We start from the raw sequence: 14,221 nt of genomic DNA, 5'->3' as shown, positions 1-14,221 counted from the left end.
AGCCCGCAACTGCGGCCCCCACGGCAGTCGCGGCCAGCTCGGAACCGCGATCACCCGGCAACCGCCGCGGCCCGTACAACTGCCCCTGTGACAGCCCGCGCAACGGCCCTCGGAGCAGCCCCGCTACGGCCCCGCAACGGCCCCTACAAGAGCGGACACCCCCGGCGGCTACGCTGGCTCCCGTGAAGGTCCTTGTCATCGGCGGCGGTGCCCGCGAGCACGCCCTATGCCGTTCCCTCTCCCTCGACCCCTCCGTCACCGCCCTGCACTGCGCCCCCGGCAACGCCGGAATCGCCGAGGTGGCCGAGTTGCACCAGGTGGACGTGCTCGACGGGGCCGCCGTGACCGCGCTGGCGCAGCGCCTGGACGCGGAACTGGTCGTCGTGGGCCCGGAGGCGCCGCTGGTCGGCGGGGTCGCCGACGCCGTACGGGCCGCGGGCATCCCCTGCTTCGGCCCCTCCCGGGAGGCGGCCGAGCTGGAGGGCTCCAAGGCCTTCGCCAAAGAGGTGATGGCCGCGGCCGGGGTCCCCACCGCCCGTAGCTACGTCTGCACCACCCCCGAGGAGGTCGACGAGGCGCTCGACGCCTTCGGCGCGCCCTACGTCGTCAAGGACGACGGGCTGGCCGCGGGCAAGGGCGTGGTCGTCACAGGCGACCTGGCCGCGGCGCGGGAGCACGCGCGCGCGTGCGGGCGCGTGGTCATCGAGGAGTACCTGGACGGCCCCGAGGTCTCACTGTTCGCGGTCACGGACGGCACCACAGTGGTACCGCTCCAGCCCGCCCAGGACTTCAAGCGCGCCCTCGACGGCGACGCCGGCCCCAACACCGGCGGCATGGGTGCCTACTCCCCGCTGCCGTGGGCCGACCCGAAGCTCGTCGACGAGGTGACGCAGACGGTTCTGAAGCCGACCGTGGACGAGATGGCGCGGCGCGGCACCCCGTTCAGCGGACTGCTGTACGCGGGTCTCGCGATCACGTCGCGGGGCGTGCGGGTCATCGAGTTCAACGCGCGGTTCGGCGACCCCGAGACGCAGGTCGTGCTGGCCCGCCTGAGGACCCCGCTGTCGGCCGTGCTGCACGCCGCCGCGAGCAGCACCCTCGCCGATCTGGATCCGCTGCGCTGGAGCGACGACGCCGCGGTGACCGTGGTCGTCGCCGCGGAGAACTACCCCGGCAAGCCCCGCACCGGCGACCCCATCGACGGGCTCGCCGAGGTGGCCGCGGAGGCCGCCCCGCACGCGTATGTCCTGCATGCCGGGACACGTCGGGAGGACGGGGCCGTGCTGAGCGCCGGCGGGCGCGTGCTGTCCGTGACGGCGACCGGCGCCGACCTGGTCGAGGCCCGCGAACGGGCGTACAGCGCGGTCGGACGCATCCGGCTCGACGGTTCCCAGCACCGCACCGACATCGCGGCGACGGCCGCGGAGGCGGCGGCGGGGCGGTCGTAACCGCCACGGGCGGGGGTCTGCCCGGTCGCTGCCGCCTGCGCGGTTGCGCCTCCCGCCGCGTGCGCCGTTCCGCCTCCTGGCGGGACGCTCTTTCGGGACGGTAGTGCGGGCGCGCCGGGGTGGTACAGGCGGCTGGAGGCGGAGAGGCGCGGGTGACGGGGGCACCGGGCCCCGGTAAAGGCGCGCCGGACGTCGTCCGAGCCGGGGGCGCGAGCAAGCGAACGGGTGCTGCGAGCGGGCGCACGGCCCTGGGGTGCGCCTACCGAAGAACGGCAGGGGCCTGCCGCGTACAGCATCCGGGGTCCCTGCCCGCCCGGCCTAGGTGGAACCGGCACGCCGGAGACCCCACCGCCTCCCGGCTACGACCGCAGACTACGGCTGCCGAGTACGGCTGCCGAGTACGCCTGCCGGCCGGACCACACCCGCCCGGCACGCAAGCCACCAGCACCGAAGCCATCAGCACCTAAGCCGCCCCGCAGATGCAGCTGCCCCCCGAAGCCGCCAGCACCGGAGGCGCCCAGCGCCAAAGTTGCCGCCGCCGGAGCCACCCGCCACCACAGCCGCCAGCCGCACGAGCCCCGCTGCGGGAACCGTTGTGCGCCCCACCGAACCCTTGCCCGATCGGCGGCCCCTACGTCATCCGGCTTTGCCCAAAGCCATTCCATCGAGTGACCGGCCAACCATCCCGCTGACGTGGCTCTGAGCCCCAACTAGGGTGCCCCGCAGGCGTTCGGGCACTTGGCTCTGCGGCATTGCGATGTCGCGACCGGGTGCCACAGTGGGGGAATGAGCAGTGCCAAGGGTGCTCGTCCGCGGTGGCTGGGTCAGCGCACGCCGGACGGGCGGTGCGGAAGGGGGTGAGAGCCGATGGTGTCCGGAATGCCGGTCGAGGCAGGAGTGCGGGCCGCCCGTGCGCGGGCGCTCGCCGTGCTGCGGATCCGCGGCAGGGCCCTCGCTCTCGCGCTGCTTCCCGCGGGCGTGGCCGTGGTCCTGCAGGCCGGCGTCGCCACCGGCCAGTTCACCGGGCCCGCCTGGGGCGCCGTGCGCTGGGCGGTCACGGCCCTTGCGGTCCTGGTGCTGGTCGCCGCGGTCTTCTTCGGCCTGGTGGTGACCCGCTCCCGCCCCGCCGTCAGCCCCACGGTGACCATCCCGGAGTCCGCGGCGCCCGACCTCTACCGGCTGGTCCGTGACCTCGCCGACCGCCTGGAGGTGCCCGCACCCTCGGCCATAGCGCTCACCCCCGACTGCGACAGCTGGCTGGAGGACCGCACACACCCGGCGCACGACGAGCAGCCCCCGCCCGCGGACACCGGCACCCGACCGGACTCCCGCGGATCGGACTCCCGCGGACCCGACTCCCGCACGAGGGCGGACACGGACGACCCGGCGGACCAGGCCGGGCGGACGGGCTCCGGCAGGCGGGTCGACGTCGGCCTGCGCGTGGACCCCGGCGCCCGCGTGGACGAACGCGCCGAGCGCCCCATGCCGGGGGCGAGCCGCCGGGGCGCCGAGGCAGCCGGACCGGCCGCCGACACGCTCCCGGTGCTGGGCCGCCCCGGCGGAGCATCCCGCCCCGGCCACCCGGGCGCGGCGGGTGAGGGTGCGGCGCGGATCGGGAACGCCGACGGGGCCACCGGGTCCGGAGCGCCCTACGGAACAGGCCGGCGCGACCGGCCGGGCAGGCCCGCGCGCGCGAAGCGCCCCACGGCCGCCCCGGTACTGGTCATCGGCTCGCCCTTCCTCTGGTGGATGCGGGTCGCCGAGCTACGCGCGCTGCTCGCCCCCGTCGTCGCGGGCACGGGCCCCTCCGCGCACCCGGACATAGCCGCGGCCAGGCGCTTCGTCCGCGGGCTCGACGCGGCCGTCGCGGTGGCCGCCGCTCCGGGGCGCGGCCCGCTGCCCGCCGCCGCGCTGCGGTGCGCCGGCTGGGTCGCCCGGACGCTGCTGGGGATGTGCCGCGACCTCGCCGCCGAGATGGAGCGCGGCGTGGCCGCTGCCGCCGCCGAGCGTGCACAGGCTGTGGACTACGGCCTGCGGATCGTCGCCCAGGAGCAGGTCGGCCTGGCGTACGCCGGGTGGGACCGGCTGCTGACCCGGGTGGCGCTGCCCGCGTGGCGGATGGGCCGGTGGCCGTCCCGGCTGGACGCCGGCGTGGTGGCCGCCCTCACGGAGCTGTCGCGCCGCGACCGGCTCGCCGAAGGGTTCGCGTCACGGCTCGGAGAGCGCCCCGCGTGCGATCTGCTGGAGGAGCCGGGCCTCGTCGACGAGGCGACGTCCCTGCTCGCGGCGCGGCTGTTCCACGGCGGCCCGGCCGAGCCCGGCCCCGACTGGGTGCCCGTCGACTGGCAGCAGTACCCGGCGGAGGTCGTCGACCGCAAATGGCGCGCGGACGCCGCCCGGTTGCAGCGCGTGCTCGACGTCCTGGGGGTGCGCCGGCCCGCGGGCGCCGCGCACGGCGGGGGCGCCGATCCGCCGGGAGCGAGCCTGGCGCGCGTGATGGCCCACCTTTCGGTGACCACGCTTCCCGAACAGTTCCCCGAATCCCTCCCCGATCCCCAGTCCCTTCCCGGTCCCGGGTCCCTTCCTGATCCCGGGTCCCTCTCCGATCCCGGTTCTCTTCCCGATCCCGAGTCCCTTCCCGAACGGCTCCCCGAGCCGATGCCGGATCCGGCCCGGGGCTCCGGAGGCGCGGATGCCGTGGAACAGGGCGGCCCGGCACGGCAGACCCGGGAAGCCGAGGGAGCCGCGGGGCTCCCGGGAGCCCCGGCCCCGGAGTCCACCGGAGGCGAACCCACCGGAGCCGAGACCTCCGAAGCCCCGGACCCCTCCGAAGTGAGACCCGGAACCTCCGACCTCGACCTCGACCCTGAGCCCAACCACGGCCCCGACTCCGTTCCCGGCACCGTCCGCGCCCACGACCCGGCGACCCCCGAGGACTTGGACGGACCCGACGCTCCGGACAGACCCGCAGAAGCCGACCCCGCAGGCCGCCGGTACGCCCGCGAAAGCTTCAACGCGCCCGGCGCTCGCCCGGCATCGCCCGCCCCCACCGCGCTCTCCCGCCACCACACCTCTCAGGAAGGCGACGGAGCGGCCCACGACGGAGACGAAGCCGACTCGCCCCCGCACACCGGCCGGGACGGCGGCGTCGCCGACCCCGGCAGCACCGCCGGCAGCACAGGCACCCCCACCCGCACGAATCGCGACACGGACGCCGGCACCGGCACCGGCACCGGCCAAAGCACCGGCATCGGAATGAGCACCGCCACCAGCCACAGCACCGGCACTGGCACCGGCCGCCCCGCCCAAGCCCCCTCGGCCGCCGCCCCCCACACCCCCCGGACCCGGGGCGCCCACGAGCACCGGGGCGCCGCGCTCGCCGCGGAACTCAGCGCCGAGCTGGACCGCGAAGAAGCCGCCCACCTGGAAGAACACCCGGAAACACCGGGCGCGTCCGAACAGCGCCGCCCCGACGAGGCGCTCTGGGACGACGGCGCGCTCCCCCTCTTCCCCATGCAACCGCCCCGCACCGCCCGGGAACTCCTCGCGGACCACGTCACCGCCATGGTCTGCTGCGCCGCCGTGGACACCGCCGGCGCCACCCCCGGCCTCGACTGGCTCGACGGCCCCGCCCTGCTGGTCGGCGGGGTCCGCGCCGTCGACCTCGCCCCCCGGGTGCTGAGCCTGATCGAGGACGGCGATCCCGAACCATTGCGCGGTTGGCTCACTCGAATCGGTGTCCATCCCGAAAAGCCGGTACGCCTCGTTTAGCGGTCAATAACGTCAACCGTACGGAAAGAGGTTCTTGTCGCCCCCGATCGCGACGAACCGTGAGCGATTGTCTGCGTAGTGTGATGTGCTGAGGTCCGGGCCGCGCACCGGGTGGGCGTGGGGCGGGGCCTGGGTGTGCAGGGAGGGGAGCACGGTGGGCACGGAAGGGTTGAGGCGGATCCGCCGCTGGGAGTCGGGCGCGCTGGCGCATGCGGTGTCCGATCCCTTCGGCCAGGGGCCCCTGCCATGGCTGCGCGGCAGCGAGAGCTACTTCGACGACACCGGCCACGTCGTCCCCTGGTACGTCGACCACGCCCCGGCTCCGGGCGCCGCAGGGATCCCCCACCAGCGCCCCGCGACGGGCCTGCGCACCGCCGACGACGTGCACCGCCAGATCAAGGGCTTCGTCTCGCCGGGCGCGGCCGCGCCGGGGGAGGCGATCGACTTCCACGTCACCGTCGACCCGCCGCAGCAGTTCAGCGTGGACGTCTACCGCATCGGGCACTACGCGGGCGACGGCGCGTCCAAGATCACGAACAGCCCGCGGATCTGCGGCATCGTCCAGCCCGCGCCGCTCACCGCCGACCGCACGGTCTCCTGCCACCACTGGTGGCTCTCCTGGCGCCTGCAGATCCCCAGTTACTGGAACGTCGGCGCGTACGTGGCGGTCCTCACCACCGCGGACGGCTACCGCTCGCACGTCCCGTTCACCGTTCGCGACAACCGCGAGGCCGATCTGCTGCTGGTCCTCCCGGACATCACCTGGCAGGCGTACAACCTCTACCCGGAGGACGGCCACACCGGCGCCAGCCTCTACCACGCCTGGGACGAGCACGGCCGGCTGCTCGGCGAGAAGGACGCGGCCGTCACGGTCTCCTTCGACCGGCCGTACGCGGGCGCCGGCCTGCCGCTGCACGTCGGCCACTCGTACGACTTCATCCGCTGGGCCGAGCGGTACGGCTACGACCTCGCCTACGCCGACACCCGCGACCTGCACGCCGGCCGCGTCGACATCCGCCGCTACCGGGGCCTGGTGTTCGCCGGACACGACGAGTACTGGTCCGTGCCGATGCGCCGGGCCGTCGAGCGCGCCCGCGACCACGGCACGTCGCTGGTGTTCCTGTCCGCCAACACCATGTACTGGCAGGTCGAGCTGGCCCCCTCCCCGTCCGGGGCCCCCGACCGGCTGCTGATCTGCCGGAAGAACCGCGGCCCCGGCCGGCCCGCGCTCTGGCGGGAGATCGACCGCCCCGAGCAGGAACTGCTCGGCATCCAGTACGCGGGCCGCGTCCCGGAGCCGTACCCGCTGATCGTCCGCAACGGCCACCACTGGCTCTGGGAGGCGACCGGCGCCGAGGAGGGAGACGAACTGGCGGGTCTCGTCGCCGGTGAGGCTGATCGTTACTTCCCTCGCGCGCCACTGCCCGACCACCAGCGCCGTATCCTGCTCGCCCACTCCCCCTACCTCGACACCGAAGGCAACGGGCGCCACCAGGAGACGTCCCTGTACCGGGCTCCGTCCGGCGCGCTCGTCTTCGCCTCCGGCACCTTCGCCTGGTCCCCCGCCCTGGACCGCCCCGGCCACGTCGACACCCGCGTGCAGCGGGCCACGGCCAACCTGCTCGATCGGATCTGCAAACGGGACTGAGCAGTGGGGCGAGCGGGCCCGGGGCGGTCACCCGGGGCCGTCGACGAGACCGCCCGCGGGACTCACGGCGCATGCGCGGGGTACGCGGGGGACGGCGCGCCGGGGCTCTGACCGGCCGGGAAATCGCACCGCCGGGGCCCCCGCACCGCATTCCGCTTGTGCGATACGGGAGAATTGGTCGCACTGGGACAGAACCTCGGGGAGGAACCGTGTCCGGATTCGTCGACAAGCCGCAGCCGATGCAGATTCCGGGGCTGGTGCATCTGCACACCGGAAAGGTGCGCGATCTGTACCGGAACGTGGCGGGCGACCTGGTGATGGTGGCCAGCGACCGCATCTCCGCATTCGACTGGGTGCTGCCCACGGAGATCCCGGACAAGGGCCGGATCCTCACCCGGCTCTCGCTGTGGTGGTTCGACAAGTTCGCGGACCTCGTCCCCGACCACGTGCTGAGCACCGACCTGCCCGCGGGCGCCCCGGCCGGCTGGGAGGGGCGGACCCTGGTCTGCAAGTCCCTCGCGATGGTGCCGGTGGAGTGCGTGGCACGCGGCTACCTGACGGGCTCGGGCCTGGCCGAGTACCGGCAGACCAGGACCGTCTGCGGCCTGGCGCTGCCCGAGGGCCTGGTGGACGGCTCGGAACTGCCCGCGCCCATCTTCACGCCCGCCACAAAGGCGGACGTCGGCGAGCACGACGAGAACGTGTCGTACGAGGAAGTGGCCCGCAAGGTGGGCGCGGACGTCGCCGCCGAACTCCGGCAGGCCACGCTCGCGGTGTACAGCCGGGCCCGGGACATCGCGCGGGACCGGGGGATCATCCTGGCGGACACCAAGTTCGAGTTCGGCTTCGACGGGGACACGCTGGTCCTCGCGGACGAGGTGCTGACGCCGGACTCCTCCCGCTTCTGGCCCGCGGACCAGTGGCAGCCCGGCCGGCCCCAGCCGTCGTACGACAAGCAGTTCGTACGGGACTGGCTGACGTCCCCCGACTCCGGCTGGGACCGGACGGCCGAGCAGCCGCCGCCCGAGCTTCCGGAGCACGTGGTCGCGGCGACGCGGGCGAAGTACGCGGAGGCGTACGAGCGGTTGACCGGCACGTCCTGGGACTGAGCCGGTATCGGCACCTGCCTCTACCGGCATCCGCCCGTACCGGTATCTGTTCGTGCCGGTATCTGCCAGTCCCGGCACCCGCCGGCCGCGAGGCGCCGGAGTCGGGCACGCGCAAGCCCCCGGGGGCCTGGCCACCGGGGGCTCTGTGTGGAGCGGACGACGAGGCTCGAACTCGCGACCTCAACCTTGGCAAGGTTGCGCTCTACCAACTGAGCTACGTCCGCACACGACCGCTGGGTCGTACGCGCCGCGCGCGCCCGCCACGGGACCGGTCACCGGCCCGTCGGCGCCCGTGTCCGGATCAGGAGCACTGCGGCCAGGTCACTATACCCAACCCCGCACCGGGGCGGGACGGGCAGCGGAATGCCGGTTCTCGGCCCCGATCCTGGACCGCCGTAGCCGCCGCGCACGTCCGTGACATCGATCACAGGACCATCAACGCCCGTGCCACCGTCATCGGATTGTCGGCGCTCGTGCCACGGTCATCAGGTTCTCGGCGCTCGTGCCTGTCCACAGGTGCCCCGTCCACAGGCGCGCCTCACGCGTTGCTCGGCGCCGGCCTCGCATTCACCGGCCTTCGCCATCCGCGTGCGTGCGCGCGTATGCGCACGCGTGCGCACGAAGAAACCCCGGCCCATCGGGACCGGGGTTTCGACCGAGCGGACGACGAGGCTCGAACTCGCGACCTCAACCTTGGCAAGGTTGCGCTCTACCAACTGAGCTACGTCCGCATTGCCTCCGACCGGCTCTCACCGGTCGGTGCAGGCATCAGCCTACCTGATTCGTCCGGATGGTCGCCGACCATCCGGAGTACTTGGTAGAGATGCAGAGCGGGTGACAGGAATTGCACACTGCGCCTCCCCCTTGGAAAGGGGGTGTTCTACTACTGAACTACACCCGCAAGACACTCCGAGGAAAACGCCCTGGCCTTCCGGCCCCGGGCTCGCCCTCGGTGTGCCCAGACTCTAACTGATCAGCCGGGGTGCTGCGCAAGTCGAGCCGGTAGACGCTCGATTGCCCGGCTGCCCAGGCCGCCGGACCGCGGGCCACCGGGCGTACGCGGCAACCGAGTTCGTACGCCGGGCGGGCGACGATCCGGGCACGGCCGGTTCCCCGACGACTCGTCGCGCACCGCGCGGACCGCGCGGTGCGACCACACCGCACAGGCCGCACAGGCCGCACCGCACGGCCCGCACCACACGCGCCGCACGGCCCGCGCCGATCGGCCCCAGCGGCATCGATCAGGCCGCAGCACACACCCGCGTACGCGTACCGGCACTCGACAACGCCCGCCGACCTCCGCAATGCCCGCCGGCAACCGCCGGCACCCGCTCGCGCCGGACGCCGCAGAGGCCCACCAGGGACCGCAGGGCGGTCAGAGTGGGCGGACGACCGGGGATCGCGGGGGACCGCCGGGCACCGCGGAGCGGGCCACCGGGAACGGACCCTCCGGACTAATTCGCCGCCTCGAACGCCTCGTACACCTTCTTGGGGATCCGCCCGCGCGGCGGAACCTCCATCCGGTGCGAGCGGGCCCAGGCGCGGACGGCCGCGGGGTCCGCGGTCAGCGAGGTGTACTTCAGCACCTTGGCCGGGTGCTTCGCGGCCCGTGCGGCCTTGCGGCCGGCGTGCATGTACGGGGCCAGGGCCTTACGCAGTTTCTTGGCATTGGCTGGATTGAGGTCGATCTCGTACGACTTGCCGTCCAGGCCGAAGGCGATGGTTTCCACCGCTTCCCCTCCGTCAATGTCGTCGTAGAGGGTGACCACAACACGCTGCGCCACGAATATCGGTCCCTTCGTGCGACATCACTGCCTTGACGTGCGGTGATGGCGACTGTCCGGCTACTTGGGGCAATGTTTCGGCTAATGCCTTTTCCTTTGTACAGTGCGCGGTAAGGAATTGGGAAGTCCAGCAAAAACGCTCAGCGTGTCCAGGTTCATTGTGGATCTGCGATTTTTCCCGGAATTTTTGGTGAAGCGGTGGTCCCGACTCCGCCGGGTGTGGGTGGCGCATGGGTGGCGCGCAGCAGGTCAGGCGCCTTCTCGGGCCGTGGGAGCGCGCTTCCGACCGCTGTGGGGTACCTCATGTTTCCTGTGGGTAACTAGGATTCTACCCGCGTAGAAATTCTCTCCCGGTAGTCTGAAGACGTTGCCTGCTCAGCCCCACACACCCGGGAGTGCCAGTGGCACGCGTCGTAGTCGACGTCATGCTCAAGCCCGAGATCCTCGACCCTCAGGGACAGGCCGTCCAGCGTGCGTTGCCGCGCCTCGGCTTCGAGGGCATCTCCGATGTCCGCCAGGGAAAGAGGTTCGAACTCGAAGTCGAAGGCCCCGTCGACGAGGCCGCGCTCGCCCGCATCCGCGATCTCGCGGAATCCTTCCTCGCCAACACCGTGATCGAGAACTTCGACGTCAAGGTCGAGGACGCCGCGGGAGCCTCCGGCGGTACCGGGTCCGCGGCGCCGGCCGCCACCGCGGGGGCCGAGAAGTGACCGTGCACCCGTCCGCCGGCGCCGCCACGGCCGCCGGCCCCGGCCCCGCCCGGGACGCCGGGATCGGCCGGAACGTCCGGATCGGCGTCGTCACCTTCCCGGGCAGCCTCGACGACCGGGACACCCAGCGGGCGATCCGGCTCGCCGGGGCCGAGCCGGTGCCGCTCTGGCACAAGGACAGGAACCTGGGCCAGGCCGACGCGGTGGTCCTGCCGGGCGGCTTCTCGTACGGCGACTACCTGCGCGCGGGCTCGATCTCCCGGTTCTCGCCGGTGATGGAGACGATCGTCGAGCGCGCCCGCGAGGGCATGCCGGTCCTCGGCATCTGCAACGGCTTCCAGGTGCTCACCGAGGCCCACCTGCTGCCCGGCGCCATGCTCGGCAACGACCACCTGCACTTCATCTGCCGCGACCAGAAGCTGCGCGTGGAGAACGCGAAGACGGCCTGGACGGCCGACTACCAGGCGGGCCAGGAGATCCACATCCCGCTGAAGAACATGGACGGGCGCTACGTCGCCGACGAGCACACCCTCGACATGCTGGAGGCCGAGGGGCGCGTCGTCTTCCGCTACGCCGGCGCGCAGGACGACTCCGCCGCCTCGGGCCCGGACACCGCCGCGGCCTCCGCCGCCCGCCGGGCCCCCGGGACGTCCGTCTACCCGCCCACCGAGGCCGGCAGCCCGAACGGCTCGCTGCGCCGCATCGCCGGCATCTGCAACGCCGAGGGCAACGTCGTCGGCCTGATGCCGCACCCGGAGCACGCCACGGACCCGCTCGTCGGCACCGGCCGCACCGACGGCCTGCCGTTCTTCACCTCGATCCTCAGGACCGTCATGGAAGGCGCCCTCGCATGAGCCCCACCCCCTCCGGGGCCGGATCCTCCGGGGCGGGAGGCCCCGGCGCGGCCCCGTCCGCCGCCCCGTCGAAGCCCGCCGCCCCGTCGAGGCTGGACACCGTCGAGCACGCCGCCGCGACCCCCGACGTCGAGCAGCCCTGGGCCGAACTCGGCCTCAAGAAGGACGAGTACGAGCGGGTCCGCGAGGTCCTCGGCCGCCGGCCCACCGGCGCCGAGCTGGCCATGTACTCGGTGATGTGGTCCGAACACTGCAGCTACAAGTCCTCCAAGAAGCACCTGCGCCAGTTCGGCGAGAAGGCCCCCCGGACGGACGCGCTGCTGGTCGGGATAGGCGAGAACGCCGGCGTGGTCGACATCGGCCAGGGCTACGCCGTCACGTTCAAGGTGGAGTCCCACAACCACCCGTCCTACGTGGAGCCCTACCAGGGCGCCGCCACGGGCGTCGGCGGCATCGTCCGCGACATCATCGCGATGGGCGCCCGCCCGGTCGCCGTCGTCGACCCGCTGCGGTTCGGCGCGGCCGACCACCCCGACACCAAGCGGGTGCTGCCCGGCGTGGTCGCCGGCATCGGCGGGTACGGCAACTGCCTCGGCCTGCCCAACATCGGCGGCGAGACCGTCTTCGACGCCTGCTACCAGGGCAACCCGCTGGTGAACGCCGGAGCGATCGGCGTGATGCGGCACGAGGACATCCACCTCGCCAAGGCCTCCGGCGCCGGCAACAAGGTCATCCTGTACGGCGCCAGGACCGGCGGCGACGGCATCGGTGGCGCGTCGATCCTCGCCTCCGAGACCTTCGATGACGCGAAGCCCTCCAAGCGCCCCGCCGTCCAGGTCGGCGACCCGTTCCAGGAGAAGCTGCTCATCGAGTGCACCCTGGAGGCGTTCGCCGAGAAGCTGGTCGTCGGCATGCAGGACCTCGGCGCGGCCGGCCTGTCCTGCGCCACCAGCGAGCTGGCGTCCAACGGCTCCGGCGGCATGAGCGTCACCCTGGACGACGTTCCGCTGCGCGACTCCACGCTCTCGCCCGAGGAGATCCTCATGAGCGAGTCGCAGGAACGCATGTGCGCGGTCGTGGAGCCGGAGAAGGTGGACCGGTTCCTGGAGATCTGCGACAAGTGGGACGTGATCGCCACCGTCATCGGCGAGGTCACCGACGGCGACCGTCTTGAGATCTACTGGCACGGCGAGAAGATCGTCGACGTCGACGCCCGCACCGTCGCCCACGAGGGCCCGGTCTACGACCGCCCCTACCGCCGCCCGCAGTGGCAGGACGCCCTCCAGGCGGACGACGCCGGTGCCCTCCCCAGGCCGGCCGACGCGGACGAGCTGCGCGCGCAGGTCCTGAGGCTGGTCGGCTCGCCGAACCAGGCGTCCAAGGCGTGGATCACCTCCCAGTACGACCGGTTCGTGCAGGGCAACACGGTGCTGGCGCAGCCCGAGGACTCCGGGATGCTCCGCGTCGACGAGGAGACGGGGCTCGGCATCGCGCTCGCCACCGACGGCAACGGGCGCTACGCCAAGCTCGACCCGTACACGGGCGCGCAGCTCGCGCTCGCCGAGGCGTACCGCAACGTCGCGACGACCGGCGCCCGGCCGCTCGCCGTCTCCGACTGCCTGAACTTCGGCTCGCCCGAGGACCCCGCCGTCATGTGGCAGTTCACGGAGGCCATCCGCGGGCTCGCGGACGCCTGCCAGGTGCTGGGCACGCCCGTCACCGGCGGGAACGTCTCGCTGTACAACCAGACGGGTGACGTCGCCATCCACCCGACGCCCGTGGTGGCCGTCCTCGGGGTCATCGACGACGTGACGCGTCGGACGCCGTCCGCGTTCGCCGAGGCCGGGCAGCAGCTGTACCTGCTCGGGGACACCGCCGAGGAGTTCGGCGGCTCCGCGTGGTCCCAGGTGGTCCACGACCACCTGGGCGGGCTGCCGCCGAAGGTGGACCTGGAGCGTGAGCGGCTGCTCGCCGAGATCCTGATCGCCGCCTCGCGGGACGGCATGATCGACGCGGCGCACGACCTGTCCGACGGCGGTCTGATCCAGGCGGTCACCGAGTCCTGCCTGCGGGGCGGGTACGGGGCGCGGCTCGTCGTGCCGGAGGGGCTCTCCGCGTTCACGTTCCTGTTCTCCGAGTCGGCGGGGCGTGCGGTGGTCGCCGTGCCGCGGTCGGAGGAGGTCCGGTTCACCGAGATGTGCGGGGCGCGCGGGTTGCCCGCCTCGCGGATCGGGGTCGTGGACGGGGACGTGGTCGAGGTCCAGGGCGAGTTCAGCGTGCCGCTCGGCGAGTTGCGGGACGCGTTCGAGGGTGCGATTCCGGCGATCCTCGCCTGACGCCCGGGCGGGGGCCGATCCGCCCTCGCCCGGTCTTGCGGGTCACCCCGGCGGGGGTGTCTTTGCCGGGCCCCGGCGGGGGTACGTGCCGGGTCCCCCGGCGGGGGTGCGCAGAGCGTTCCGGCAGCCGGCGCCGGGGTTCCGTTTGCGCAGTTCCCCGCGCCCCTGATCGGGGGCTGGCTCTTGCGGTCGTGGGTTGGCTGCCGGTCGGTCGTGGTTGTTCGCGCAGTTCCCCGCGCCCCTGACCGGGCCCAGTCCCTCGCTGTCGGCGGTTGGCCGCCGGTCCGTCGTGGTTCCTCGCGCAGTTCCCCGCGCCCCTGTCGGGGCGCGGTTCTGTCGAGTCGCGGCCCTGTAGGGGCGCAGCCCCGTCCTTCAAGGGGCGCGGGGCTGTGCCGATGTGCGGCTCCGCCGCGTGGGCGCGACCAGCCACGACTGGGGGCACCTCCCACGCCCTTCAGGCAGTGGGGGACGTCAGATCGCCACCGACCCCCAGGGGCACCCCCTGCCGCCCCCGGCCCACCGCCCCGAAGGGGCACCGGCACCGAGAACCCGGCCCTTCGC

8 protein-coding genes and 3 tRNA genes are annotated in these 14,221 nt (G+C 73.2%); 7 read left to right on the top strand and 4 right to left on the bottom strand.

What is annotated here, in order from left to right; genetic code table 11:
* Positions 1–182: 182 nt before the first annotated feature.
* The 4 genes from purD to Sm713_RS27435 all read left to right on the top strand — a co-directional run bounded on the left by purD (position 183) and on the right by Sm713_RS27435 (position 7,976).
* Positions 183–1,448, top strand: a complete 1,266-nt coding sequence (gene purD / locus Sm713_RS27450) for a phosphoribosylamine--glycine ligase (RefSeq protein ID WP_212912734.1) — start codon at positions 183–185, stop codon at positions 1,446–1,448.
* An 879-nt stretch (positions 1,449–2,327) separates the two neighbouring features.
* Complete coding sequence (locus Sm713_RS27445) at positions 2,328–5,219, top strand: hypothetical protein (protein WP_212912733.1); 2,892 nt, start codon at positions 2,328–2,330, stop codon at positions 5,217–5,219.
* A gap of 154 nt (positions 5,220–5,373) precedes the next feature.
* Positions 5,374–6,867, top strand: coding sequence for a N,N-dimethylformamidase beta subunit family domain-containing protein (locus tag Sm713_RS27440; RefSeq protein ID WP_308293195.1), 1,494 nt, complete (start codon positions 5,374–5,376; stop codon positions 6,865–6,867).
* A 209-nt stretch (positions 6,868–7,076) separates the two neighbouring features.
* Positions 7,077–7,976 carry a phosphoribosylaminoimidazolesuccinocarboxamide synthase gene (locus Sm713_RS27435; protein WP_212912732.1) on the top strand — a complete coding sequence of 300 codons (900 nt, stop codon included), beginning with the start codon at positions 7,077–7,079 and terminating at the stop codon, positions 7,974–7,976.
* A gap of 148 nt (positions 7,977–8,124) precedes the next feature.
* Here the strand turns inward: Sm713_RS27435 and Sm713_RS27430 are convergent.
* The 4 genes from Sm713_RS27430 to Sm713_RS27415 form a co-directional block, all read right to left on the bottom strand.
* Positions 8,125–8,200: transfer RNA gene (locus tag Sm713_RS27430), tRNA-Gly, on the bottom strand.
* A gap of 434 nt (positions 8,201–8,634) precedes the next feature.
* Positions 8,635–8,707: transfer RNA gene (locus Sm713_RS27425), tRNA-Gly, on the bottom strand.
* A gap of 98 nt (positions 8,708–8,805) precedes the next feature.
* Positions 8,806–8,877 (bottom strand) — tRNA-Gly (locus Sm713_RS27420).
* A gap of 553 nt (positions 8,878–9,430) precedes the next feature.
* Complete coding sequence (locus Sm713_RS27415; protein ID WP_212912731.1) at positions 9,431–9,760, bottom strand: Lsr2 family protein; 330 nt, start codon at positions 9,758–9,760, stop codon at positions 9,431–9,433.
* A 401-nt stretch (positions 9,761–10,161) separates the two neighbouring features.
* Here Sm713_RS27415 and purS point away from each other — a divergent pair, with 401 nt between their 5' ends.
* The 3 genes from purS (at position 10,162) to purL (ending at position 13,660) form a co-directional block, all read left to right on the top strand.
* Positions 10,162–10,470 (top strand): phosphoribosylformylglycinamidine synthase subunit PurS, encoded by a 309-nt coding sequence (gene purS / locus Sm713_RS27410; RefSeq protein WP_212912730.1) that lies wholly within the window; start codon positions 10,162–10,164, stop codon positions 10,468–10,470.
* A 62-nt stretch (positions 10,471–10,532) separates the two neighbouring features.
* On the top strand, positions 10,533–11,324 hold the full coding sequence (gene purQ, locus Sm713_RS27405; protein WP_212914875.1) for a phosphoribosylformylglycinamidine synthase subunit PurQ: 792 nt from the start codon (positions 10,533–10,535) through the stop codon (positions 11,322–11,324).
* Positions 11,321–13,660 carry a phosphoribosylformylglycinamidine synthase subunit PurL gene (gene purL, locus Sm713_RS27400; RefSeq protein ID WP_249416725.1) on the top strand — a complete coding sequence of 780 codons (2,340 nt, stop codon included), beginning with the start codon at positions 11,321–11,323 and terminating at the stop codon, positions 13,658–13,660. Before purQ ends, purL begins: the two co-directional genes overlap by 4 nt.
* Positions 13,661–14,221: the final 561 nt, after the last annotated feature.

Source organism: Streptomyces sp. TS71-3 (genome assembly GCF_018327685.1).
Lineage (GTDB): Bacteria > Actinomycetota > Actinomycetes > Streptomycetales > Streptomycetaceae > Streptomyces.
The sequence above is the reverse complement of the archived record's forward strand: the minus strand, read 5'-3'. Positions and strand labels throughout refer to the sequence as shown.